The organism is Polynucleobacter sp. AP-Feld-500C-C5, from assembly GCF_018882265.1.
Taxonomy (GTDB): domain Bacteria; phylum Pseudomonadota; class Gammaproteobacteria; order Burkholderiales; family Burkholderiaceae; genus Polynucleobacter.
Genome location: NZ_JACVOW010000024.1, coordinates 108,009 through 133,004 on the forward strand (window position 1 = coordinate 108,009; position 24,996 = coordinate 133,004).

27 protein-coding genes are annotated in these 24,996 nt (G+C 45.0%); 20 read left to right on the forward strand and 7 right to left on the reverse strand.

From position 1 onward, the window contains the following. Window positions 1–64 precede the first annotated feature (64 nt). Window positions 65–958 (reverse strand): LysR family transcriptional regulator, encoded by an 894-nt coding sequence (locus ICN21_RS09425; protein WP_216178223.1) that lies wholly within the window; start codon window positions 956–958, stop codon window positions 65–67. A gap of 81 nt (window positions 959–1,039) precedes the next feature. On the opposite strand from ICN21_RS09425, the gene ICN21_RS09430 reads away from it, so the two are divergent. The 7 genes from ICN21_RS09430 to ICN21_RS09460 are packed head-to-tail and all read left to right on the forward strand — an operon-like array spanning window position 1,040 to window position 6,452. Beyond that, window positions 1,040–1,771: a succinate dehydrogenase/fumarate reductase iron-sulfur subunit gene (locus ICN21_RS09430; protein WP_216178224.1), complete on the forward strand. Its 732-nt coding sequence runs from the start codon at window positions 1,040–1,042 to the stop codon at window positions 1,769–1,771. Next, window positions 1,768–2,118, forward strand: coding sequence for a succinate dehydrogenase (locus ICN21_RS09435; protein ID WP_216178225.1), 351 nt, complete (start codon window positions 1,768–1,770; stop codon window positions 2,116–2,118). The genes ICN21_RS09430 and ICN21_RS09435 overlap by 4 nt, the downstream gene beginning before the upstream one ends. Continuing rightward, entirely contained in the window at window positions 2,115–2,474 is a 360-nt protein-coding gene (gene sdhC / locus ICN21_RS09440; protein ID WP_216178226.1) for a succinate dehydrogenase, cytochrome b556 subunit, read from the forward strand. The genes ICN21_RS09435 and sdhC overlap by 4 nt, the downstream gene beginning before the upstream one ends. 22 nt (window positions 2,475–2,496) lie before the next feature. Then, window positions 2,497–3,360, forward strand: coding sequence for a fumarate hydratase (locus ICN21_RS09445; RefSeq protein ID WP_370624084.1), 864 nt, complete (start codon window positions 2,497–2,499; stop codon window positions 3,358–3,360). 10 nt (window positions 3,361–3,370) lie between these two features. Next, complete coding sequence (locus ICN21_RS09450) at window positions 3,371–3,982, forward strand: fumarate hydratase C-terminal domain-containing protein (protein WP_215296485.1); 612 nt, start codon at window positions 3,371–3,373, stop codon at window positions 3,980–3,982. Next, window positions 3,979–5,700, forward strand: a complete 1,722-nt coding sequence (locus ICN21_RS09455; protein WP_216178227.1) for an L-aspartate oxidase — start codon at window positions 3,979–3,981, stop codon at window positions 5,698–5,700. Before ICN21_RS09450 ends, ICN21_RS09455 begins: the two co-directional genes overlap by 4 nt. Window positions 5,701–5,735: 35 nt before the next feature. Beyond that, window positions 5,736–6,452, forward strand: a complete 717-nt coding sequence (locus ICN21_RS09460) for a sulfite exporter TauE/SafE family protein (RefSeq protein ID WP_216178228.1) — start codon at window positions 5,736–5,738, stop codon at window positions 6,450–6,452. Between the two features lie 50 nt (window positions 6,453–6,502). On the opposite strand, the gene ICN21_RS09465 is transcribed toward ICN21_RS09460, so the two are convergent. Next, on the reverse strand, window positions 6,503–7,489 hold the full coding sequence (locus tag ICN21_RS09465; protein WP_216178229.1) for a tripartite tricarboxylate transporter substrate binding protein: 987 nt from the start codon (window positions 7,487–7,489) through the stop codon (window positions 6,503–6,505). Window positions 7,490–7,667: 178 nt separating this feature from the next. Here ICN21_RS09465 and ICN21_RS09470 point away from each other — a divergent pair, with 178 nt between their 5' ends. From ICN21_RS09470 to ICN21_RS09505, 8 genes are all read left to right on the forward strand, one after another. Further along, entirely contained in the window at window positions 7,668–8,597 is a 930-nt protein-coding gene (locus tag ICN21_RS09470) for a hydroxyacid dehydrogenase (protein WP_216178230.1), read from the forward strand. Window position 8,598: 1 nt separating this feature from the next. Next, window positions 8,599–9,606 (forward strand): Ldh family oxidoreductase, encoded by a 1,008-nt coding sequence (locus ICN21_RS09475; protein ID WP_216178231.1) that lies wholly within the window; start codon window positions 8,599–8,601, stop codon window positions 9,604–9,606. Between the two features lie 33 nt (window positions 9,607–9,639). Further along, complete coding sequence (locus ICN21_RS09480) at window positions 9,640–9,921, forward strand: SAF domain-containing protein (protein WP_216861683.1); 282 nt, start codon at window positions 9,640–9,642, stop codon at window positions 9,919–9,921. Window positions 9,922–9,962: 41 nt separating this feature from the next. After that, window positions 9,963–11,135 (forward strand): UxaA family hydrolase, encoded by a 1,173-nt coding sequence (locus tag ICN21_RS09485; RefSeq protein WP_216860804.1) that lies wholly within the window; start codon window positions 9,963–9,965, stop codon window positions 11,133–11,135. 10 nt (window positions 11,136–11,145) lie between these two features. Beyond that, entirely contained in the window at window positions 11,146–11,865 is a 720-nt protein-coding gene (locus tag ICN21_RS09490; RefSeq protein WP_215319797.1) for a GntR family transcriptional regulator, read from the forward strand. A gap of 6 nt (window positions 11,866–11,871) precedes the next feature. Beyond that, window positions 11,872–12,864 carry a YeiH family protein gene (locus ICN21_RS09495; protein ID WP_216178232.1) on the forward strand — a complete coding sequence of 331 codons (993 nt, stop codon included), beginning with the start codon at window positions 11,872–11,874 and terminating at the stop codon, window positions 12,862–12,864. Between the two features lie 88 nt (window positions 12,865–12,952). Further along, window positions 12,953–14,212 (forward strand): sulfite dehydrogenase, encoded by a 1,260-nt coding sequence (gene soxC, locus ICN21_RS09500; protein WP_216178233.1) that lies wholly within the window; start codon window positions 12,953–12,955, stop codon window positions 14,210–14,212. Next, the gene (locus ICN21_RS09505) at window positions 14,202–14,738 is read left to right on the forward strand and encodes a c-type cytochrome (RefSeq protein ID WP_215296493.1); all 537 of its coding nucleotides are present in this window, start codon (window positions 14,202–14,204) and stop codon (window positions 14,736–14,738) included. The genes soxC and ICN21_RS09505 overlap by 11 nt, the downstream gene beginning before the upstream one ends. On the opposite strand, the gene ICN21_RS09510 is transcribed toward ICN21_RS09505, so the two are convergent. After that, window positions 14,739–15,515 (reverse strand): ferredoxin--NADP reductase, encoded by a 777-nt coding sequence (locus tag ICN21_RS09510; RefSeq protein WP_216124351.1) that lies wholly within the window; start codon window positions 15,513–15,515, stop codon window positions 14,739–14,741. It lies immediately after the preceding gene. A 172-nt stretch (window positions 15,516–15,687) separates the two neighbouring features. Here ICN21_RS09510 and ICN21_RS09515 point away from each other — a divergent pair, with 172 nt between their 5' ends. Next, on the forward strand, window positions 15,688–16,167 hold the full coding sequence (locus ICN21_RS09515) for a disulfide bond formation protein B (protein ID WP_216178234.1): 480 nt from the start codon (window positions 15,688–15,690) through the stop codon (window positions 16,165–16,167). A 116-nt stretch (window positions 16,168–16,283) separates the two neighbouring features. Continuing rightward, window positions 16,284–16,607 carry a hypothetical protein gene (locus ICN21_RS09520; RefSeq protein WP_216178235.1) on the forward strand — a complete coding sequence of 108 codons (324 nt, stop codon included), beginning with the start codon at window positions 16,284–16,286 and terminating at the stop codon, window positions 16,605–16,607. Between the two features lie 76 nt (window positions 16,608–16,683). On the opposite strand, the gene lysS is transcribed toward ICN21_RS09520, so the two are convergent. From lysS to ICN21_RS09540, 4 genes are all read right to left on the reverse strand, one after another. After that, entirely contained in the window at window positions 16,684–18,225 is a 1,542-nt protein-coding gene (gene lysS, locus ICN21_RS09525) for a lysine--tRNA ligase (RefSeq protein WP_216178236.1), read from the reverse strand. A 12-nt stretch (window positions 18,226–18,237) separates the two neighbouring features. Next, window positions 18,238–19,342, reverse strand: a protein-coding gene (gene prfB / locus ICN21_RS09530; RefSeq protein WP_215319805.1) for a peptide chain release factor 2 whose coding sequence is annotated in 2 segments (ribosomal slippage) — window positions 18,238–19,269 and window positions 19,271–19,342 — 1,104 coding nt in all. Because the reading frame shifts where the segments join, the coding sequence is not laid out codon by codon here. A gap of 46 nt (window positions 19,343–19,388) precedes the next feature. Next, window positions 19,389–21,152 carry a single-stranded-DNA-specific exonuclease RecJ gene (gene recJ, locus ICN21_RS09535; RefSeq protein ID WP_216178237.1) on the reverse strand — a complete coding sequence of 588 codons (1,764 nt, stop codon included), beginning with the start codon at window positions 21,150–21,152 and terminating at the stop codon, window positions 19,389–19,391. Then, window positions 21,149–22,117: a hypothetical protein gene (locus ICN21_RS09540; protein WP_255534286.1), complete on the reverse strand. Its 969-nt coding sequence runs from the start codon at window positions 22,115–22,117 to the stop codon at window positions 21,149–21,151. The genes recJ and ICN21_RS09540 overlap by 4 nt, the downstream gene beginning before the upstream one ends. Before the next feature lie 67 nt (window positions 22,118–22,184). On the opposite strand from ICN21_RS09540, the gene ICN21_RS09545 reads away from it, so the two are divergent. From ICN21_RS09545 to ICN21_RS09555, 3 genes are read left to right on the forward strand one after another with little or no spacing between them, the layout of a single operon-like run. Beyond that, complete coding sequence (locus tag ICN21_RS09545; RefSeq protein ID WP_216178239.1) at window positions 22,185–23,447, forward strand: lipoprotein-releasing ABC transporter permease subunit; 1,263 nt, start codon at window positions 22,185–22,187, stop codon at window positions 23,445–23,447. Next, window positions 23,440–24,135: an ABC transporter ATP-binding protein gene (locus ICN21_RS09550; protein ID WP_216178240.1), complete on the forward strand. Its 696-nt coding sequence runs from the start codon at window positions 23,440–23,442 to the stop codon at window positions 24,133–24,135. Before ICN21_RS09545 ends, ICN21_RS09550 begins: the two co-directional genes overlap by 8 nt. A gap of 20 nt (window positions 24,136–24,155) precedes the next feature. Continuing rightward, a complete protein-coding gene (locus ICN21_RS09555; RefSeq protein ID WP_216178286.1) occupies window positions 24,156–24,992 on the forward strand; it encodes a TatD family hydrolase in 837 nt (278 codons plus the stop codon). The last annotated feature ends 4 nt before the right edge of the window (window positions 24,993–24,996 follow it).

The following is a 24,996-nucleotide window of genomic DNA, read 5'->3' on the forward strand; positions in this document are numbered from 1 at the left end:
GTAGTTCATTTTTGTAATACCTCCATAGATTTCTTTTAAGCCATCCTTCGGGGTGGCTTTTCTTTTAAGGCTTAAGCCTTTTGGTGGCGCCTGATAAAAATTGTTGCTTGATGAGTTGAGTAACATTTTGTCGGCTGTGTTTTTTGCGTTCTAGTAAACCAACTTTTCTAAATATGGTTTTTCCTTGCAGTTCACGTATTTTGAGTTGCGCATCTTTTTCCCAGGAGATATTCGCCAGCTTTGGAACGATCGAATAGCCAAGACCTTGGCGTACTAACTCAATGATAGCCTCCACAGAGTTGAGCTCCATGCCTTCTTGTATAGAAAGTTTATTAGCCTTAATCGTTTGATCAACTAGGTGTCCCGTCCAAGTATTACGCTCAAAGCGAATGAAGGGTAGCTTGGAATCTGCATGCGAGGCGTTTGATTTTTGTTTTGATGAAGATGCTGGGCTGATCAAGATCATGGGCTCTTTATATAACTCAGTCCACTGCACGTTCTGCGGTAATGCGTATGGCGACTCAGTCACAATTGCGGCATCAAGAGTGCCATCTAACACTTGATCTAGAAAGTCGCTCGATAGACCAGCAATTAATTTCACCTCAAGGCTGGGAAAACTTTGCTTTAATTCATTTAAAGTTTTTCCAAATGCACCCATGAGAGTGGATACCAGCGCCCCCAAAACAATAGTGCCGCTGAGATCGGATTTGAGGTTCGAGCCAAGAGCCTCATAGCGAGCCACAATTTCTTGAATCGGCTCGATTAGCGATCTTCCATGCGCATTTAAGCTAAGAGAACGTTTGGTGCGATCGAAGAGCTCGAGGCCAATTTCTTTTTCCAGTTGCTGTAGCTGTTGGCCTGCTGCAGCTGCGGTCAAGCCGATTTCTCGGGCGGCGGCTGCAACACTCTTATGGCGAGTGATTGCTAAGAAGTTTTTCAGGGTTTTAATACTGGACATGGTTTTATTATAAATAATTTCTTTATCTCAAAGAAAAATTAATTCGATTTATTTTTTACTATTCATCAATATAATGGGAGCATGTCAAATACTGATCTCAAAGTAAAGGTATGGCGCGGCTCCCACGAAGGGGAGTTTGTTGAGTACTTGGTGCCTCGTAACCCCAATCAAACTGTTTTGGACGTGGTTACCTATATCCAGAGAAAACTGGATCCTACCTTGAGCTATCGCTTTGCTTGCCGAGTTGGCATGTGTGGTTCGTGTGCTATGACTGTGAATGGTGTGGCTCGCTGGACTTGCCGTACCCACGTATCTCAGATTCTTCAGGGCGATTCACTAGAAATTGCTCCTTTAAATAACTTACCGGTTATTAAAGATCTCGCCACAGACATGCGCGAGTTTTTTAACAAGTGGAAGGGTGCGGTTGGTTTTTTTAAGGGCAATCAAACTCGCCATGATGACTTTGCAAAAATTGAGCCAAATTCTGAAGAGCGCCAGTTAGCCAATGCCGGGATTGAGTGTATTGGTTGTGGTGTTTGCTATGCATCCTGTGAGGTGGTTGAGTCTAGACCTAACTACCTCGGGCCTGCCGCACTAAACCGTGCATGGACCTTAACAAACGACGTAAGAGATGTTCAGCAGCTAGAGCGTATGCGTGCTGTCGCAGGGGATGCAGGTTGCCACGCATGTCACTCGCAAGGATCTTGTACGGAGCGTTGTCCTAAGGCGATAGAGCCAACCGCAAGCATTGCTGGACTCAAAAAGCTAGTCGCTAGAGCTGCCGTTCGCGGTAGTAAGTGGGGCAAGCTATGAGTGCCGGTGTATTGCAAGCCAAGCTTTGGTATGCGCAGAGAATCAGCGCCATGGTGCTTGGTATTTGTGTTGCGATACATTTACTGATCATTTTTTACGCCATCAGGGGTGGTTTGAGTGCGCAAGAGATATTAGGCCGCACTCAGGGCAATTTATTGTTTGCCATTTTTTATGAAGTATTTGTCCTTGCCTGTTTTGTGCATGCGCCAATTGGTTTAGCGAATATTTTGCAAGAGACTTTTCCAAAGACTGGAATAGCTCGGCCTTTATCTTGGATTTTGGCTCTAATGATTTTGATTCTTGGTACTACTGCTGTTGTGGGTGTTTTTACAGGTGGTCAGATATGAGTTCTAGACCAAGATTGGATTACCGTGCTAAAAGTCACCTATCTTATTTCGCCTATGCTTGTCATCGTTTCTCTGGCTTGTTGTTGGCATGCTTTATTCCGCTGCACTTTCTGATGCTGTCCCAATCTTTGCGGGGCGCTCAAGGCTTTGAGCAATCCCTTGCTCTGACGGATATCTGGATATTTAAATTTGGTGAGTGGGTCCTCGTTATTTTGCTAGCTATTCATTTGGCTGGTGGGGTACGCCTGTTAATGATTGAGTTTGGACCGTGGAATGGATTGCGTAAGGGCTGGATTCAGCTATCCATCTTGTTCGCTATCGCTTGCGGACTCTTATTTTTATATTTTGCTAATTGATTAGGTTGATATGCAATTACAAATGAATTTAGTAGAAGAGGCTTGCAAAGAGCTTTATATTCGAGCACTCAAAGTGTTGCCCGATGACATTAAGGCTGGTATTGATCGATTGGATAAGGCGGAGACGGATGCCCGTGCTCAGGTGGTGTTAAAGACCATGATTACCAATATCTCGGTAGCAGAGCGCGAAGACAATCTGCTTTGCCAGGACACAGGCCTGCCGATCTATAACGTCAAGATTGGTAGTAATGTGCAATTTGATGGCATGGCTTTAAAGGCGGCCATTCGGAAGGGGTGTGAACGTGCCACCAAAGAGTACCCTCTGCGATCTTCAGTAGTACATCCTATTACCAGAAAAAATAATCACACCTCTTGTGGCATTGATATGCCAGCTATTCATATTGATTTTTTTGATCAAGCAGAGTCAGTTGAAATTGAAATGGTACCTAAGGGAAGCGGTTCAGAGAATAATTCTTTTTTAAAGATGGCAATACCTGCAGATGGTATCAATGGTGTTAAAGCGTTTGTGATTGATAGTGTTGTCTCTGCTGGCGGTAAGACTTGCCCACCAACGATTGTGGGTGTTGGTGTTGGTGGCACATCTGATCAATGCGTAGCTATGGCAAAGCGGGCAGCAACTCGTGAGTTGGGTAGTGTTTGTAGTGACGAAGAGGGTGCCAAGTTAGAAAAAGAGCTCAGTGCTGCTGTGAATCAACTTGGGATTGGCCCACAGGGGCTCGGTGGCGATGGCACCGCTTTTGCGGTTCAGGTTGAATTGGCTCATACCCACATTACTTTGAATCCCGTTGCAGTCAATATGCAATGTCACTCAGCTCGCAGAGCACGTGCCACTTTTACGCCTACTGGCGTGACCTACGGATTCTAGGAAAAGACTGATGGCACATTACAACCTTGCAACGCCTGTTAGCGAAGCAGATATCCGCAAGCTTCGCATTAACGATACTGTGACTTTGCAAAATACATTGTTTGGCATTCGCGACGCAACCCAAATTCATATGTTTGATCATGATCGCAAGACACGTTTTGATTTAAATGGGCATGCTGTCATTCATACAGCGCCGAATGTTCGTAAAGTACCAGTGAGTGCAGAGTTCCCTGCAGGATATGAGCCTATTTGTATTGGCACAACCACTTCAGATCGTATGGAGCGCTTCACACGACCTTTGATGACACAGAATGGTGTGCGCATGATTGTAGGTAAAGGAGGTATGCGCGAAGGATCTGCTCAGGCCTTTAGCGATCTAGGTGGCGTATATCTTGCCATTATTGGTGGCACTGCAGCACTTGAAACAACCTGGATCGAGCAGATTGAAGATGTGGATATGGATGATCTCAATCCAGAGTCTTTATGGCGCTTCAAGATTAAAGATTTTGGTCCATTACTCGTTGCAATGGATAGTCATGGTGGCAGTATTTATCAAGAAGTGAAGAGCGATGTTGCCAGTAAAAAAGCAGCGGTACTGAAAAGTCTTGGAATCACTTCATGAGCGCAATTCCAACCATTGATACCGATATTCTGATTTTAGGATCCGGCGGTGCCGGCCTCTTTGCTGCCTTACATGCTCATCAAGCTAATCCCAATTTAAATATCACGATCGCAGTAAAAGGATTGTTGGGCAAATCTGGTTGTACGCGGATGGTGCAAGGTGGTTATAACGTGGCATTGGCTGAGGGGGACTCGGTTGAGCGCCACTTCATGGATACGATTGAGGGTGGTAAATGGCTCTCTGATCAAGATCTAGCTTGGACATTAGTGAGTAAAGCAGTTGAACGCATCCATGAATTAGAAAATGAGCTGGGCTGCTTTTTTGATCGCAATCCTGATGGTACGGTTCATCAAAAAGCATTCGCAGGCCAAACCTTTGACCGAACCGTTCATAAGGGTGACTTAACTGGTATTGAGATTATCAATCGCTTAGCTGAGCAGGTCTGGGCAAGAGGAATTAATCGTCTTGAAGAGCATCGTGCAATTGAGTTAATTCACAGCAAGGACGGTAAATCCCTTGCAGGTGTCTTGATGCTCAACATGCAGACGGGTCAATTTGTACTGGTGCGTGCCAAGGCTGTCTTGCTAGCTACTGGCGGTGGTCCAACCATGTACAAATACCATACCCCATCTGGCGATAAGAGTTGTGATGGTTTGGCGATGGCATTGCGTGCGGGTCTCACTTTACGTGATATGGAGATGGTGCAATTTCATCCAACAGGATTATTGGCTGGCCTTGGAACCCGGATGACGGGAACTGTTCTAGAAGAGGGTCTCCGAGGGGCTGGTGGTTATCTGCTCAATGGCAATAACGAGCGCTTTATGGGTAACTATGATGCTCGCAATGAAAGAGCTACGCGAGATATTGTTTCTCGATCGATCAATTCAGAAATTCGTGCTGGGCGTGCAACTCCAAATGGCGGGGTTTATATTCAAATGAGCCATTTAGGTCCAGAGAATGTCCGCAAACTATTTAAAGGTATGGTTGAGCGTTGTGCTGATAGCGGTTTTGATCTTGCAAATGATTTAGTTGAGGTTGTGCCAACCGCGCACTACATGATGGGTGGTTTAGTTTTTAAGAAAGATTGCAGCACGGATCTTCCTGGACTTTTTGCGGCAGGTGAAGATACGGGAGGTGTACATGGTGCGAATCGTTTAGGCGGCAATGGGGTAGCTAATTCAACTGTGTTCGGTGGTATCGCAGGAGAATCAATGGCGCAATGGGTTGCTTCTCAGCAATTAAGTGAATGCAATATGGATGAAGTGATGGCGAGTATCAACGAGCATGAAGCGCCCTTGAAAAAGACACCTGGCGATATTGAATTCATTCGAGATGCTCTAGCAGAGTGTATGTGGGATGACGTAGGTATCTCAAGAAATCGTGAAAGTTTAATGCGTGCAAGTCAAACCTTAAAAGAGTTGGCTTCACAATTGAAGCAAATGGGTGTCGGCGATATTCAGCGGGAATATAGCAATACTTGGCAAGACTGGATGAATTTACAAAATCTCATTCTAGTAAGCCAGTCAGTAACTGAAGCAGCGATTGCTCGAGAAAATTCACGGGGCGCTCACTATCGTGAGGATTTTCCTGAGCCAGGATCGCTTGAAGACTCGTATTACACGGCCACCTACTTTAAGAACCAAGAGTTGAAGATTGAAAATCGTCCAGTGCAATTTACGATGATTCAGCCTGGGAAAACCATCTTGGTTGAGGCTTAATCATTTTTGATTTAGTAGATCCTATCCATTTTGGATTGGCAACCTTAATTATTTTTGGTGCCTACTTTATATTTGGTATTTCAGGATTTGGCTCATCAATCATTTCAGTGCCATTACTAGTCCAGATGTATCCGTTGAAATCAGTAGTCCCCATGATGGTCATTATTGATATTTGCGGGTCTTTATACGTCGGTAGAAAGTCTTCTCAAGATGCTAATCTCAAAGAGCTTAAATGGCTCTTTCCATTCACTCTACTCGGAATGATTTTGGGAATTGTGTTGCTGATCAAAGCGCCAAGTGAGCCACTACTAATTATTTTGGGTTGTTTTGCTGCTCTCAATGGTGCTCGTGTACTGTGGCAAAGAAATTCAGAAATGCGCGAGCCTATTAATAAGTGGTGGGCTGCACCATTTGGTTTTTTTGGCGGCACCTTCACTGCCTTGTTTGCCACTGGAGGGCCAATCTATGTCTCCTATCTAGGCTTGAGAATCAATGACCCCAGGGCATTACGTGCCACGATGGCATTTGCAATATTGATGTTGACCCTTTTGCGCTTGACTTTGATGTTGGTTACTGGATTGATTCTGAGTTGGCCGGTCATTGGATTAGCAGTCTGCCTTATGCCAGCAACCTTTTTTGGGATTTGGCTAGGAACCCATGTTCATGCAAAGTTAAGTAATGCAGCAATGAGAGTAGCCTATGGATCGATTCTGTTTTTTGCTGGAACGATGCTGCTCATTCGTCAACTCTAATAATAAAAAAAGCGAAGACTTTATCTTCGCTTTTAGGTTGATACAGCGCTTTACTGAGCGCTAATATTTCTACCTTTAATCACTTTTTCCCAAACAACTGATTCTGCTTTGACCTGAGATTCAAATTCTTTCTGGTTATTGACTACCGCAGTGAGTCCATTTAAATCTAAGCTGGCTCGTAATGCCTCAGAGTTCACAGCCTTAACCGTTGCTGCATAAATTTTATCGGTGATGACCTTGGGTGTATTTGCTGGAGCAACGAGTCCAAACCAGCCAGTCGATTCAAAACCAGGAATGCCTGACTCAGCAACAGTAGGAACATCAGGCAATTGTTTGGAGCGTTTTAAGCTGGTCACTGCTAACGGTTTTATTTGACCGGCTTTAGCAAAACCTGTCGCTGCGGTGAGGTTGCCCACCATAAAGTCAATTTGACCTGCTACTAAATCATTGATTGCTGCAGATTCACCTTTATAGGGAACATGAGTTGCCGGAATATTTGCCGAATAAGTGAAGTTCTCAGCTGCCATATGCACCTGACTTCCAATGCCAGCTGAGCCAAAGTTTAAATCTTTTGTTTTTGCATAAGCAATAAACTCGGCGATATTTTTTACAGGAATCTTATTGCTTACAGATAGAAGCATCGGTCCAGTTGCTACATTGGTAATGTATACAAAGTCCTTGGCGTAATTGACGGGTAATTTTTTATAGAGATTGGGATTGACGGTGAGCATACTTCCAGAGGCGAGCATGATGGTGTAACCATCGGCAGGGGATTGCGCTACAAACTCAGCAGCGATATTGCCGCCAGCACCAGGCTTGTTTTCAACAACAACGTTTTGTCCTAAATCTTTAGATAGTTGTTGCGCTAAAAGGCGTCCCAAAATATCAGTAGTACCGCCCGCGGCAAATGGAATGATGAGTTTGATTGGCTTAGTTGGCCAGTTTTGGGCATTTGTAATTGGCGATGCAATAAATAGCAAAGCTCCCGCAATCAACACAATTTTCTTTCCTAGCTTGCTGATATGTTGCTTAATCATGCTTACTTTCTCCGATGGTCATTTGATCCAAATATCTTATCTGCATTTGTATCTAAAAATTCGTACTACCCCTATTTATTAGTTATAAGCTTATGTATTACTAGTGTCGCCCTCAGCGATTGTTTAGTCCAATCATTAGGGTATTGCAGGATATCTAAATCATCTATATGATCTAGATATGTCATCTATTTTGATCTCCGAGTTCATCACAAGTCAAGCCCTAGAAACCCTGCGTTCTCAGCATGAAGTAGCCTATGAGCCAGAGTTATATAAGAACCGCCCAGCTTTGATTGCTGCTTTGCAAAATATTGAGGGTCTTATTGTTCGGAACCTGACCCAAGTTAATGAAGAGATCTTGGCCGGGGCCCCCAAATTAAAGGTGGTAGGTCGACTTGGGGTTGGGCTTGAAAATATTGAATTGCCTGCTTGCGCTAAACGCAATATCAAAGTCATTCCTGCTACAGGTGCAAATGCTGAGTCTGTTGCTGAGTATGTCGTTGGTGCTGCAGTTGCTTTGACTAGGGGATTTATTCCTGCAACGATTTCCAGCTTAAAGGGTGAATGGCCTCGCCCACGTTTCTCTGCTTACCATGAGTTTTTAGGCAAGAACATTGGCATTGCTGGTTTTGGCAGTATCGGTAGAGTAGTAGCAAAAAAAGCGCATGCTTTTGGTTTGCAGTGTCTGGCTTATGACCCAATGCTGTCGGGAAACTCTGTGGAGCTTGATGGATTTTCGGTGCCATTACTTTCGTTAAGTGATTTACTTGGAAAAAGCGATGCGCTGACTTTGCACCTCCCATTTCTTCCAGAAACAAAGAATCTATTTAATGCTGCCACGCTTGATCAAATGAAGCCTGGTGCTTGTCTGATTAATACAGCTCGTGGTGGCATCGTCGATGAGAGGGCGCTGGCAGAGCGCTTGGGCTCTGGACGTTTAGGCGGTGCAGCTATTGATGTGTTTGAGAGTGAGCCAGCCAAAGATTTGAGTCACTTTGCGGGCATTGAGAATCTCATTCTGACTCCGCACGTTGCAGGAGTGACACATGAAAGCAATGAGCGCGTTAGTCAAATGATCGCCGATGAAGTGAATCGGTTTCTAGGAGCTTAAGATGAATTTATCCTATCAAAAGATGGTTGATTTAGCATCATCTGGTTTGCAAGCAGCAGGCATTGGTCAGAAAGCGGCTCATGAAACCGCTCAATTTTTAGCACTTGCTGAGCTCGATGGATTGGCTTCTCATGGATTGGCGCGGGTATCTCAATATGCAGGCCATGCTAAAAATGGTCGGATTGAATTGTCGCCAAAAATTAAAGTCCGCCCATTTAAAACATCTGCTGCATTAGTTGATGCTTGTGATGGGCTAGCATTTCCAGCATTGCGGTTTGCTACGGATTTATCTGTGAATCTCGCATCCAAGACAGGCGTTGGCCTGGTCGCAGTTACTAATAGCCATCACTTTGGAGTTGCCGGACATTTTGCTGAAGCGGCAGCGCGTGCCGGTTACATCTCTTTATTATTTGGTAATACGCCAGCAGCCATGCCGATGGTTGGTGGTAGCAAGGCCTTATTTGGTACCAACCCGCTAGCCGCAGCATTTCCGGTTGCTAATTGCGATCCGATGGTGATTGATATGTCACTCTCTGCTGTCGCTAGAGGTAAGTTGCTGGTTGCAGCAAAAAAGGGCGAGTCTATTCCAGAGGGATGGGCATTAACTGCTGAAGGCAAACCAACTACTGATCCTAACGAGGGTCTCAAAGGATTGATGGTGCCGTTAGGTGGAGATAAAGGCGCTTTGCTTGCCTTGATCGTTGAATTGTTGGTTGTTGGCTTATCGGGAAGTCGTTTTTCCTATGCAGCAGATTCTTTTTTTGATGCCAAGGGAAATCGTCCGCGTATTGGACAACTGTTATTAACGATTGACCCTGGATTGGCAGGTAGCCAAATGTTTGCAAGCAAGATGCAAGAGTTCTTAAAAATCTTGGCATCTGATTCCGGAACCCGCGTTCCTGGTCAAAGACGTTTTAAACAGCGTGCCTCAGGCTTTCAAGAAGGCGTCAACGTTTCTGATGTAGTTATAGAAGAAATTCAGACTGGTATCAGTCAGTCATGGAGTTAGTAGTCAATTAACAGGATTAAAGAGGAGAAGATCATGATCCATTTTGTCGTGCATGAGCCAGGAGATGGCGTAGGTGTGGTAGTAGTTGAAGGCGTAAAAGCTGGAGATAATTTGATTGGCTGGGTTATGGATGGAGATTTAACGCTCAATATGAAGTCTGAGAGCGACATTCCCATTGGCCACAAAATTTCATTAAATGAATTTAAACCCGGCGATACGGTGATGAAGTATGGCGTAGACATCGGCAAGGTTGTTGCTCCCATTAAAAAAGGTGAACACCTCCATGTCCAAAACGTAAAAACGAAGCGCTGGTAATCCAGGCTCTTATTCACCCATTCATTGAGAAAGAAAACAAGATGATTAATTTGAAAGACGCGAGCTTCATGGGTTACCGCCGTGAAAATGGCCGCATGGGAGTTCGTAATCACGTATTAATTCTGCCTTTAGATGATTTGTCCAATGCAGCTTGCGAAGCTGTGGCAAATAACATTAAAGGAACTCAGGCAATTCCTCACTCATACGGTCGTTTGCAATTTGGCGCCGACTTAGATCTACACTTCCGTACCTTGATTGGAACTGGCTGTAATCCAAACGTAGCTGCTGTAGTGGTTATTGGTATTGAGCCGCAGTGGACTAAAGTTGTGGTTGATGGCATCAAGGCTTCTGGTAAGCCAGTAGAGGGTTTCTGGATTGAAGGTAATGGCGATATCGCCACGATCGCTTCAGCCAGCAAAGCTGCTTACAAGATGATGAAACATGCCTCAAAGCAGCAACGGGTTAAGGCACCTTTATCTGAACTGTGGGTATCTACTAAATGTGGTGAGTCTGATACCACCTCTGGTTGCGGCGCAAATCCAACAGTAGGCGATGCTTTTGACAAACTCTATGGCATTGGCTCCACTCTCGTATTTGGTGAAACAACCGAGTTAACAGGTGGCGAGCATTTGGTAGAAGCGCGTTGCCGTACACCAGAAGTAAAGAAAAAGTTCCGTGAAATGTTTGATCGCTATCAGGATGTGATTGAGCGCCATAAGACAAGCGACTTGTCTGACTCACAGCCAACGAAAGGCAATATTGCCGGTGGTTTAACTACGATTGAAGAAAAAGCCTTAGGCAATATTCAGAAAATCGGTAAGAAATGTATCGTCGATAGCGTTTTGGATAAGGGTGAAGAGCCTAAGATCCCAGGCTTGCACTTCATGGATTCCTCTTCGGCTGCTGCTGAGATGGTGACCTTATGTGCTGCTGCTGGATTTGCTGCTCACTTCTTCCCAACAGGGCAGGGTAATGTGATCGGTAATGCAATTCTTCCAGTCATCAAGATTTGCGCTAATCCAAAAACAGTACGCACCATGGGTGAGCACATTGACGTTGATGTGTCTGGACTTTTGCGTCGCGAAGAGAACATGGATCAAGCTGGTGATAAGTTATTAGAGTGTCTCTTGCGCACTGCTGATGGCGAATTGACTGCTTCTGAAATTCTTGGTCACCGTGAGTTCGTATTAACTCGTTTATACGAATCAGCGTAAGTCTTAAAGCATGAAATCCCTGACCGCTTATCAAGAGGTAAAGCAAAAGATCACCGATGATCTGGTCAGGGGTCGTTATCCGATGGGGCAGGCTTTGCCTGCCGAAAAGGATTTATCAAAAGAATTAGACGTATCTATAGGAACCCTGCGCAAAGCGGTAGACGAGTTAGTTGCTGAAGGTATTGTGGTTCGTCGCCAAGGCAGGGGCACCTATGTTGCTGAGCATGATCTCAAGCGTTTGCTCTATTACTTTTTCCACGTTGTAAAACATGATGCCGACAAAAAGGTTAACCCAAGGGTTGATTTGATTTCTTTGGTCAGCGCTGTTGCAAATAAGGAAGAGGCTAGTAAGCTCCAGATTAAAGAAGGTGCAGATGTATGGCGTCTCGTGAATTGCCTTTATCTAGACGATAAATGTGTGATGATTGATCAGATTACACTAGATAAAAAGCGCTTTCAAAAGCTCACACGAACCGATTACATAAATCGCGAAGGTAGCATCTATCAGTTATATCAAATGAAATACGGGCAAACCGTAGTCCGCAGTAGTGAGCGTTTAAGGGCAGGCCTTGCCAGTAAGCAGCATGCAGAATGGCTCGGCTTAAAGCCAGATGCACCAGTCCTGATGATTAGAAGGGTTGCACTTGGGATTCAGGACGAGCCCTTGGAATGGCGAGTCTCAACACTGAACACCAGTCAACATGAATACTTTAGTGAGTTAGTGGTATAGCCCTGCATGTACAGCACTAGTAAGCGTAATTTACCGGGGATATTAATCTGTTTGGTAATAGCTATGTCCACTAGCTTTCTTTCTGAAAATTATGGTGGGCCTCAACTTTTGTATGCTTTGTTGTTGGGTCTTTCGCTCCATTTTCTGTATCTAAATGAGGCGGTAAAACCAGGCATAGACTTTTGCGCAAAGACTGTACTACGCTTAGGTGTAGCATTTTTGGGAATCCGAATTACCTTTGCAGATATTAGTGCGATTGGCATGAATACTGGCTTCATGGTAATTCTGGCTGTTGCATCAACGGTTTGTCTCGGCTTTTTGCTTGCCAAGTTTTTAAAGCTATCTCCAGATTTTGGATTGATAGCCGGTGGATCAGTTGGAATTTGTGGTGCCTCTGCTGCCCTTGCAGTTGCTTCAGTGCTGCCCAAATCAAAAGAAAACGAGCAATTTACTTTACTGGTTGTTGTTGGTGTGACGGTGTTATCAACGATTGCGATGGTGACATATCCTTTTGCATTACAGATGCTCGATATTGGCGCTCTTTCAGCAGGAATTTTTATTGGTGCCACCATTCATGATGTGGCTCAAGTAGTTGCTGCAGGGATGCTGTTTGGTCCTGAGGCGGGGGACGTGGCTACTGTGGTTAAGTTATTTAGAGTGGCTCTACTGCTCCCTGTGGTTTTGGTGATCTCAATTTTCTTTGGTGCGCAGAAAGCCACCAATAATTTAGGGTGGGGTAGCTTACGATTAATTCCCACATTTTTATTGGGTTTTGTTGCACTATCTATTGTGGCCTCAATGCAAATTTTGCCAACTTCGATTACTCATCAAATTGGTGCTTTATCACGTTGGATGTTGGTGATTGCTATTGCTGCAGCGGGATTAAAAACCAATTTCCAAGAACTGGCTCAGCTAGGTTGGCAGCCTGTACTGATGTTGGTGGTTGAAACTCTCTTTATTGCTGCCTTTGGGCTCATCTTTATTTTGTATGCAACCTAGGGTTAAAAGTTATAGCAACTCTGAGTATTTTGGCGGTATGCTTTAAAAAAATAAGCTCATCAGCACCTATCAGGGAGGCAAAGTATTCATGTCCAAGAAGGATGAATTTTCTAAGCGTCGACACTTTTTAAAATCATCAGTCATTGCAGGAGCGAGTGTGGGTAGTGCAATGAGTGTCCATTCTGCTCTTGCTCAAACCACAGAAGGCGGTTTCTTGGAGATTGATCCTTGGACTAAAACCCAGGGGTCAACTTTTGTAAATCCGCCTTATGGTTTGCCTTCAAAATATGAGAAGAATGTTGTGCGACTTCTTCCTTCGCCAGCGCCAACATTTCTCACGGGCTCAAGAACTCCTTTGCAAAGCTTACACGGGATCATTACTCCAAATGGCCTTGTCTTTGAGCGTCATCATGCAGGAGTTCCTGATATCAATCCGGATCTACATAAATTGGTGATTCATGGAATGGTAGATCGTCCGATGGTCTTTACGATGGACGATATCGTTCGTTTTCCTTCTGAATCGAGGATTTATTTTTTAGAATGTTCTGGCAATAGTGCTGCTGAGCTCAAAAAAGCCAGTAATCAAACGGTACAACAAATTCATGGCTTAGTTTCTTGTTGCGAGTGGACTGGCGTTCGCTTATCAACCATTTTGCAAGAATGCGGCATTCAGCCTGGAGCTAAGTGGGCTTTGGCGGAGGGTGCTGATGGTGCTGCGATGACTCGTAGTATTCCAATGAATAAGATGATGGATGATGCTTTATTAGTCTATGCCCAAAATGGTGAGATGTTACGGGCTGAGCAAGGTTATCCTTTGCGATTATTTTTGCCTGGGTATGAGGGCAATATGAGTATTAAGTGGCTACGAAGAATTAAGTTGGGTACTGAGCCTTGGCAAACACGTGAAGAAACCTCTGCTTATACCGACCTGCGATCTGATGGCAAGGCGCTGCAATTTACTTTCGCCATGGAGGTCAAATCTGTTATTACGCAGCCTTCAGGGATGATGAAGCTTAAATCTAAAGGCTTTTATGAAATCTCTGGTTTTGCTTGGTCTGGTAATGGCAAGATTCGACGGGTTGAGGTATCAACGGATAGTGGTAAATCATGGGGTGAGGCAGTGCTGCAGGAACCGGTGATGGACAAATCTTTGGTGCGCTTTCGTTTTCCTTGGATGTGGGATGGAGCACCAGCAACATTGATGAGTCGGGCGGTCAATTCAAGTGGTGAAATGCAACCCACAATGGATGGTGTGATTAAAGCCAAGAGTGTGAACACTTTCTATCACAATAACGCTATACAACCATGGCGTGTTGCTGCTAACGGGGAGATTACGAATGGTCGCTAATAGATGCATCTACTTAAGTCTTCTCGTAGCCTGGATTGGTATTTTATTAGGCTGTACTAGCAGTTACCAAGCGAGCGGACCGATAGGTCTTGGTAAGCCAATTTCTGAAAATCAAATTCGGGCGTGGAATATAGATGTTGGCCCAAGTGGGCTAGGCCTGCCGCCTGGCTCAGGCACTGCCATTGCTGGAGAAAAGTTATATCAGCAACAGTGCGCATCTTGTCACGGTGATCAAGGGCAAGGCGGACCAGCCAATCGCCTTGTGGGCGGAGGTTCTTTAAATACCAATAATCCCATAAAGACAGTAGGAAGTTTTTGGCCTTACTCAACGACTATTTTTGATTATGTCAAAAGAGCCATGCCACATCAAGCACCCCAGTCTTTAAATGATGATCAAGTGTATGCAGCCACAGCTTATATTTTGTTTCTCAACAAGATCATTACAAAAGATCAAGTGATGGATGCCAAGACGCTGCCTTTGGTAAAAATGCCTAATAGAGATGGATTTATTTCAGTAGAACGTTAATTACTTCTCTACGAATGCACGTTCGAAGACGTAGTCACCCATTTGGCCAAGACTTGGTGAGACTTTGAAGCCTTTGGCATCAAGCATCTCTGAGGTTTCTTTGAGCATGGATGGACTGCCACAAATCATTGCGCGATCTACTGCAGGATCAAGTGGTGGCAGACCAATATCTTTGAATAGTTGGCCAGATTCAATTGCAGTCGTGAGGCGACCGGTATGTTTGAATGCTTCACGCGTTACAGTTGGGTAGTAGATGAGTTTCTCACGAATGAGTTCGCCAAGGTACTCGTCTTGAGTGAGTTCATTTTTAATATAGTCACCGTATGCTAGCTCGCTCACTAGACGTACACCATGAATTAAAACAACCTTCTCAAACTTCTCATAAGTTTCTGGATCACGAATAATACTCATGAATGGAGCTAAGCCGGTGCCTGTACTAAATAAGTAGAGATGTTTTCCTGGATTTAAGTCATCCAATACCAGGGTGCCAACAGACTTTTCACTTACCAAGATAGGGTCACCAACTTTTATCTTTTGTAAACGTGATGTCAATGGACCATCTTGAACCTTAATACTTAAGAATTCCAAATGCTCTTCGTAATTAGGGCTTGCAACGCTGTATGCGCGAACAAGTGGCTTGCCTTCAAGCTCAAGACCAATCATTAAGAAGTGACCGCTACGAAAGCGCAAGCCTTTATTGCGAGTAGTAGTAAAGCTAAATAGGGTGTCGTTCCAGTGGTGAACGGTGAGAACGGTTTCTGTGTTGTATGCGGCCATAAATGCTTGTAAATAAAAGACTGAGTTTCAAAGAATGGGTAATTATCACATTCCTGATGGTGTGATTTACGGTAATTGGCGCATAAATAGGACTAAGTCGTGATATCGGTCCAATTTTTGGTAATAAGGATGGCCTTTCGCGACCCGTCCGCTAACAAGCTATGATCCTTTTATGAGTTCAGTACGCTATTTATATATTTCCCTGTTCAGTCTTGGGTTGGTTATCTTTGCAGTCATTTTGCAGCAGTCCGGCTATCAAGGCATCAGCTTTTTACCTTGCCCCTTATGTATTTTGCAAAGAGTCGGTTATTTGGCTATCGCCATTTTTTGTTTTTTGGCTGTGGGTATTGCCCCATTCCGAAAGCTCTTCCATGCCCTAGCTCTTCTATCGGCAGCATATGGTGTTTCAGTGGCTGGGCGACAAGTATGGCTTTTATCTCATCTAGAAACATCCTGTGGGATTGACCCATTGGAAATTTGGATTAATCAGTTTCAGCTTTCAAAAGACATTCCTTGGTTATTTAAGGCCGACGGACTATGCAGTGCAAAACTTCCAGCCATTCTTGGTCTTCAGGTGCCGGAATGGTCTTTATTTTGGTTTTCAGTGCTTTTCTTGGTCTTATTAGTCACACTGTTCAAAAAAAGGACTTAATTTCCGTGTACTAGGTTCTCTATATACCTAAAAGTAGTTAAGGTATGAAAAGTCCATCTTTTACAAATATAAGCCCTGATCATAAGATTTAGATTATTAGAGATTAAGGGGCTTTCATGGCACACACTCAGAACAACTCACAGATCATTGGCAAGACTCCATTGGCTCACTTAAATCGTGCAGCAGATATTCGCAAACAACTAACGCAATCATTATTTGCTGTCGCCCAAGTGATCACTGGGGTTGCCTTGCTTGTTCTAGCGACTCATCTTGCTTTGCAAAGTGAGGCTTATCTTGAGCTCTTAAATCAAAGCGGTCTCAATCAATATCATGCCTTTGCCCTCTTGGTATGTTTTAGTTTCTTTGCAGGAATTTTATTAATTGCTCAACAAGTACTAAAGCATGATGCGCATGAATTTAATGAGATGTCATCTTATTAAAAATACTGCTTCAATAAAAAGGCACCCTAGGGTGCCTTTTTTAATGTCTTCAAATTACTGAAGATGATTTTGTGACTTACTCTTCTTCGCGACGCAGGTGTGGAAAGAGAATGACATCACGAATGTTTGGTACGTCTGTGAGGAGCATGACTAGACGGTCAATACCAATACCGCAACCACCTGTTGGAGGCATGCCGTATTCAAGGGCTCGGATAAAGTCATGATCAAAGTACATCGCTTCTTCGTCACCTGCTTCTTTTTGCTCTACTTGTTTACGAAAGCGATTCGCTTGATCTTCTGCGTCATTGAGCTCAGAAAAACCATTGGCAATTTCACGACCAGTAATAAATAACTCAAAGCGCTCAGTAATACCTGGGCGAGTATCGGATTCTCTGGCTAGTGGGCTGACTTCAATTGGGTAATCAATGATGTAGGTAGGCTCCCAAAGATGCTCTTCAGCAACCAATTCAAACAAGGCCAATTGCAAAGCGCCGATACCAGCATTTTTCAATGTTGGAGAATCAGGATTTTCACCACCTTTTTTCAACTCAGCACGAATGAATGCTGCATCATCTAGTTGAGCAGCCTCGTAGTTCTTGCCAGACTGGCCGCAATACTTGAGGATTGCCTCACTAATTGTTAAGCGTTGGAATGGCTTACTTAAATCAAGCTCACGACCTTGGTGGGTCAAGAGGGCAGTGCCTTGTGCATCCATGGCTGCAGCACGGATCAAGCCTTCTGTGAAATCCATCAACCAGCGGTAATCGGTATAGGCTGCGTAGAACTCCATCATCGTAAATTCTGGATTGTGACGTGGGCTGACGCCTTCATTACGGAAGTTACGGTTAATTTCAAAGACGCGCTCAAAACCACCAACGACTAAACGCTTGAGGTAAAGCTCAGGCGCAATGCGCAAGAACATCTGCATATCGAGTGCATTATGGTGGGTAATAAAAGGCTTTGCCGCTGCACCACCAGGAATTGGGTGGAGCATAGGTGTTTCTACTTCCATGAAGTCGGCATCAAGCATATGGCGACGGAGTGATGCAATCGCATTGCTACGCGCCTTGAAAGTATTGCGGCTTTCTGGGTTGACAATTAAATCCACATAGCGCTGACGATATTTGGTCTCTAGATCTGAGAGGCCGTGAAACTTATCTGGTAGGGGGCGCAGGGATTTGCTGAGTAAGCGCAGGTTGCTGCATTCGACAGAGAGTTCACCCTTATTAGTCTTAAAGAGATTGCCTTCTGCAGAGATAAAGTCACCCATATCCCAGTGTTTAAAGGCGCCATGAGTATCTGCACCTGTGAGCTCATCATTGATGTAGAACTGAATCTGTCCACTACGGTCTTGAATAGTGGCAAAGCTGGCTTTACCCATCACGCGCTTGAGAATCATGCGCCCAGCCACTTTCACATGAATCTTCTTGGCAGCTAGCTCTTCCTTAGTCAGGCTGTCATAGTGAGCATGAAGATCAACTGCTAAATGCGTTGGAACAAAGTCATTCGGAAAGGCAACACCGTTCTCACGCAACTTTGTGAGCTTTTCACGGCGCTCTGCAATGATGTGATTTTCATCAACAGCTTCGGTGGCTGGTAGATTGGTTTTATCGTTCATATTCGTGGGTAATTAAACGCCTTGTTTCAGGCTAGCTTCAATAAAGGCATCAAGATCGCCGTCCAATACTTTTTGAGTATTCGAGATCTCAACGTTAGTTCGTAAATCTTTAATGCGGCTTTGATCCAACACATAAGAGCGGATTTGATGACCCCAGCCTACATCCGTTTTGCTCGCTTCTAGCTTATCTTGCTCAGCGCGGCGCTTTTGCATCTCGTGTTCGTAAAGGCGAGACTTGAGCATGCTCATGGCCTCGGCGCGGTTACGATGCTGACTACGATCGTTCTGACACTGCACCACAATTCCTGTTGGAATGTGGGTTAAGCGTACAGCCGAGTCGGTTTTATTAATGTGCTGACCACCTGCACCAGAGGCACGGTAGGTATCCGTCCGAATATCCGCAGGATTGACATCAATCTCAATCGAATCATCAATTTCAGGGTAGACGTAAATCGAAGCAAATGAAGTGTGACGTCCATTTGAAGAGTCAAACGGAGACTTACGTACTAAACGATGCACGCCAGTCTCGGAGCGAAGGTGTCCGTAGGCATATTCCCCATCCACCTTGATCGTCGCACTCTTGATGCCGGCAACGTCACCATCAGATTCTTCGAGAATTTCGGTTTTATAACCTTTGCGTTCGCAGTACTTGAGATATTGGCGATAGAGCATGCTGGCCCAATCACAAGCTTCGGTACCACCAGCGCCTGCCTGGATATCAATAAAGCAATTGCACGAGTCCATCTCGTTGTGGAACATGCGGCGGAATTCAAGATCATGAATGATCTTGCTGTAACTTTCAACGTCTTGCTCGATTGCTGCAATCGTCTCAAAATCACTTTCTTCTTTAGCCATATCAAATAATTCAATGGCACCAGTGATATTGGTATTTAAATCAGTGAGGGTAGCAACTACGCCGTCGAGTAATTTTTTTTCTTTACCCAGTGCTTGCGCTTTCTTTTGATCATCCCAAATGGTGGGATCTTCCAGAATTGAATTGACTTCAGTAAGGCGACGTGACTTTACTTCGAAGTCAAAGATACCCCCGAAGAGCTTGCTCACGGGTGAGCAGATCGGATAAGGTATTTGAAATAGTGTTTAGTTGTTCAGCTTCCATCCCCTAATTATAAGGGGGTTATTACATCTGTCCCTTGGGTGCTGGCTTAACTACCAGGACTTTCGTCGTGGGCCTCAATCATCAGTTGGATACGGGCTTGACCCTGATAGCGATCGGTCACTAGGCGGTAAGCGAGCTTGGCTGTGGCGGGCAAGCTTTGAGTACGGTTAAACCAAACCGCTGTCAATGGTTTTGCCGTCAACTTGCCTTCTGTTGGGTCAGATCCTAATGGCCGCACCATCAGACGCAGATGCTTCTCTTTCATCAGACTTTGCTGGGTAATTTCAAACTCTCCGTAAAAGACAGGCTGTGGAAATCCTTGGCCCCAGATTTCTTCTGCTAAGAGATCACTAATCTCGGGGGTGAATTCTGAGGGCTGCAGGGCGCCATCATGGGGGTGGCGACGCTCTAGGATTTCATCGTTCAATAAGCTGTTTGCGACTTCCTGAAAGCAGGCATCAAACTTTTCAAAATCATTTTTATGAATCGTCAGACCTGCCGCCATGGCATGTCCACCAAATTTGAGAATTAGTCCAGGCTCACGTTTTGAAACAATATCTAGCGCATCTCTTAAATGAAAGCCACTCAATGACCTTCCAGAGCCACGTAACTCCTCACCAGTATTGCCATCTGGGGCAAACACAATCGCAGGGCGATTAAAACGTTCCTTTAAACGGGAAGCTAAAATGCCGACGACACCTTGGTGCCATTCTGGATTCCATAAACAAATACTCGTGCGTTGTGCCATGGTTCCTGCGAGTTGCTCCTCTGAGAGGTGGGCAAGTGCTGTTTCTTGCATGCCGGTTTCAATCACACGGCGTTCGCGATTGATGCGATCGAGTTCTTGCGCAAGCGTTATAGCCTCATCCGTATTATCAGTCAGCAGCAGGCGAATACCCAGAGTCATGTCCGCTAGACGTCCAGCCGCATTGAGTCTGGGCCCAATCGCAAAACCTAGATCAAAAGTATTGGCCTTGCGAGGATCACGTCCTGCTGCTTGAAACAATGCTTGTATACCTGGCTGGGAGATGCCTGCACAAATACGCTTTAAACCATTTGAAACTAAGACGCGATTATTGCGATCAAGTTGAGCAACATCTGCAACAGTTCCGAGTGCAACGAGATCTAAGAGATTTTCAACTTTAGGTTGAGTCTCATTTGTAAATTTACCGCGCTTACGCAGCTCTGCACGCATTGCTACCAATACATAAAACATAACGCCTACGCCAGCAAGTGCTTTGCTCGGAAAGTTGCAGCCTGGTTGATTGGGGTTCACAATTGCCAAGGCTTTTGGTAATCGATCGCCGGGCAAATGGTGATCAGTCACAATGACTTCCATACCGAGTTCACGGGCGCGATCTACACCCGCTTCGCTCGCAATACCGTTATCAACCGTAATGAGATATTTAGGCTTTGGAGTTTGTCGTGCTGCAAGCTCAACTACTTCAGGCGTTAAGCCGTAACCCATCGTAAAGCGATTGGGTACTAGAAACTGAATTGGTGTATCTACGCCACCTAGCATGCGCAAGCCGCGCAGTCCCACTGCACAAGCCGTGGCACCATCGCAGTCATAATCTGCAACGATGAGCATGGACTCTTTTTTCTCCAGAATATCTGCGAGCAAAGATGCGGTGCTGATGCAATTCTTAAGCTCAGTTGGAGAAAGTAGATTTTTCAATTCCAGCGATAGTTCATCTGGAGATTCCAGACCGCGTGCAGCATATAAACGCGCTAACAGGGGATGCAAACCACTTTGTTGTAACCAAGTAGCGGTGCGCTCAGAAAAAGGACGTTGGGAGAAAAGACTCATGAAGAAATGATTTCTTTCCAGGAGAGAGGTTCTGCTTTTTTCCAAAAGGCCCAAGATTTTTTGTAAAGATCTCTTGCGGTAAAGATGCGCTCCCGTGTTTTGCCATTTAGAAAATCAATGATGAGCAATTCATCCAGATCTTTATCAGTCAATGCCTTGTTTAACTGGGGCCATATAGTCTCTGGCTGTTTTAACCATGCAAACGCTCCAGCCAAGACTTCGTTTCTAACCGAGGTATGGTGGGGAATGCTTAAATACTTCGCTAGACCAGTAAGCAAGGGGTGTTCACCATATATCTGTTTTGACTGCATGATTGCCACAGGTGCTTGAATATCGTTGAGTTTGCCAATACCGCTGATCCATAACGAGTTAATACTGAGTAGACCACGTTGTTCGCGCTCTTCATTGACAGTATCGATATGCCAGAGCATTTGAATCTCATTTTGTAACTTGCGCCAACGTTTTGCGATACCTGCTTCATGCGTATCGCGTGGCATCCACCAGTCAATATTGCGACCATGCGCTTGATCAACGCTATAGCTTGCCAAACTGGCAAATGGACCTGCAGGAATAAACCAGTAATGCTTGTCTTGAAACAAAATGGGGCTCTGAAAATCTTCCTCAATAAAGGGCAGTGCAGTTTTGAGAAGTTGAGAGGATTCAGTTTCAGTCAGATCAATCTGATTTTGGTTCATCAAAATGAGATGGTCCCGTGTAGCGTGCAAATGAATGGGCTGTAGGCAGGCAATTTCTTGATTGGGATTGACTTCCTGAGATGACTGACCCATCAATAAAACGGGTGCAATAGGGACCAAGTCTCCAAGTAAGAAGCGTTCGTGAGGCAAGCCTTTGATTGGCCGATCCTCCTTGCCTTGCTCATCTAAGGCATCCTCCCCCGACAACAACAGGGTAAAGCGCCTTAGATTGCTTTGGGCATTTTGAGGGAAGGTGGTGTCTGAGCTCATTTCCCTGATTTTAGGTGGCATTTAAGTATTCCATCAGTTTGCCTGTGTAATTGTCTAAACTGTAGCTATGTTGAGACTCCCCATCGAGCTAGAAATTGGCTTACGCTATACCCGCTCCAAGCGTCGTAAGACCGTTGGTAAGCGCGATGGCTTCCTATCCTTTATTTCTGGTATTTCTACTGCTGGTATCGCTTTAGGCGTTGCGTCTCTAATTGTGGTGCTGTCAGTGATGAATGGTTTTCAGAAAGAGGTACGTGATCGTATGCTCTCTGTTCTCTCTCATGTAGAAATCACTTCGCCTGAAGGATTGGCAAATTGGGAGCCGTTGGCTTTGAAAGTCGCGACACAGCCTCATGTGGTTGGCGTAGCACCCATGGTCAGTTCACAAGGATTGCTTGCACGAGATAATTCGATGCGGGGTGTTGCTATTCGGGGAATCTCGCCGAGTGAAGAAGGTAAGGTTTCTGATCTGCCAAAACAATTTATTGTTGGCAGTATTGATGACCTCAAGCCGGGTGGCTTTGGGGTTGCTTTAGGTGCGCAGCTCGCCTCTTTGGTTGGTGCTCGCGTAGGCGATCGAATTAATTTGATTGTGCCTGAGAGTGATTTAACGCCTGCTGGAGCAATGCCGCGGATGAGGGCGTTGCAAGTAGTTGGTATTGTGGATAGCGGCCATTATGAATACGATAGCTCTTTAGCCATCATGCACTGGAGAGATGCTGCAGCCTTGTTCCGCTTACGTGATCCATCAGGTCTACGCGTTAAGGTCGATGATATGCAGCGTGCTCCTCAAGTTGCCACTGAGTTGGCTGCTGTAGTTCCTCAAGCTTTATGGGTTACTGATTGGTCACGCTCAAATCGTAATTGGTTTGCAGCAGTTCAAACAGAAAAGAAGATGATGTTCATCATCTTGACTTTAATTATTGCAGTGGCTGCATTTAATTTAGTCTCCACTCTAGTGATGACCGTTAATGAGAAGCAGGCCGATATTGCCATTCTCAGAACGATGGGTGCAAGCCCAGGTTTAATTCAACGAATCTTCTTAGTACAGGGTTTGGCAATTGGTTTGATGGGGTCTTTGGCTGGCGTTGGTCTTGGTTTAATCATCGCGCTCAATATTGATGTGATTGTTCCTGCGATTGAAGCCATTTTCCGCGTACGCTTCTTGCCGCGTGAGGTTTACTTTATTAGCGAACTGCCCTCGGATGTTCGTTTGGGTGATGTAGTGACCGTTGGGTTGATGGCTTTTGGTTTATCGGTATTGGCTACCTTGTACCCTAGTCGTCGTGCTGCTCAAGTGCAACCTGCTGAGGCCTTGAGATATGAATAAGGCTATCAAGCATGTGTTGATTGCTAAAGGCTTGGCTAAGACCTATGGTCAGGGCGCTACAGCAGTAGAGGTCCTTAAATCTGTTGATTTGGATGTGGCACCTTCTGAGAAAGTCGCTATTGTGGGCTCATCAGGTTCTGGCAAAAGCACATTACTGCATTTATTAGGCGGCCTTGATACCCCAAGCGCTGGTTCAGTCTTCTTGAATGATGCCAACATCAATCAATTATCGGTAGCCAAATTAGACCAATTGCGTAATCAAAGCTTGGGCTTTATATACCAATTTCACCATCTCTTAGATGAGTTCAGCGCAGTAGAGAATGTTGCATTGTTATTGCGTATTCGTGGCTTGAGCAATGAAGAGTCGATGGAGCATGCTAGCAAGATGCTCAAAGCTGTAGGCTTAGCTAAGCGTGAATTGCATACCCCAGGTGAGTTATCTGGGGGAGAGCGTCAGCGCGTAGCAGTGGCTAGAGCCTTAGTCGGCAATCCTGCTTGCGTTCTAGCAGATGAGCCTACTGGTAACTTAGATACGGAAACAGCTGATGGAGTATTTGATTTGATGTTAGAGATTGCGCGTGAACAAGGCACTGCCTTTGTGATTGTGACGCATGATCCAGTGCGCGCTAAACGCTGTGATCGTATTTTGCACTTGGAGCGCGGAGTCCTTAAGACATTCTTGCAGTAATAATGGAAGCAATGCATTCCATGTGGATTGATACTCATTGTCACCTAGACGCGCCAGAGTTCTCAAACTCCTTGCCAAACATCATTTCTGCCGCAAAAGAAAAGAACGTTCAGGCTATTTTGCTGCCCGCAGTCAAAGCTGCTGATTGTCAGCATGTTAGAGAACTTGCCTCTCAATATGGGCATGCAATCCCTGGCTTGGTCTATACATTAGGTATTCATCCCCTCTATACCAATCAAGCTCACGAAGAAGATATTGCGCTACTTGAAGAGCAAATTACCCAGTCACTTTCTGATCCAAGGTTTGTAGGTATTGGTGAGATTGGTTTGGATTACTTTGTAGAGGGTCTGGATCCACATAAGCAAGAATATTTCTTTCATGCGCAATTAGACTTAGCTCAGCACTTTAACTTGCCAGTGATTTTGCATGTACGGCGCTCACAAGATGCTATTTTGAAAGCCCTTAGGCGTCGCAAAATCTTCGGAGGGATTGCGCATGCATTCAACGGTAGCTTCCAGCAAGCCGAGCAATTTATAGAGCTTGGTTTCAAATTAGGGTTTGGTGGCGCAGCTACTTACGAGCGCGCATTGCAGATTCGCAGACTCTTGGTTGAGTTGCCTATCGATAGTATCGTTACCGAAACCGATTCTCCTGACATTCCGCCGGCCTGGTTAAAGCAAGAGGGAATTGCATTTAATGAGCCCGCCTTTGTGGTTCGGATAGTGAAAGAGTTAGCTGTAATACGTGGCATTAGTGATTCTGAATTTGCTTCTGCTGTCTGGTGTAATGCTATGCAAGCATTGCCGCGTTGGTTAGCCCTCTGTGCTGGCAATCCCAACTTCACTCTAGCCTCTTAAAACC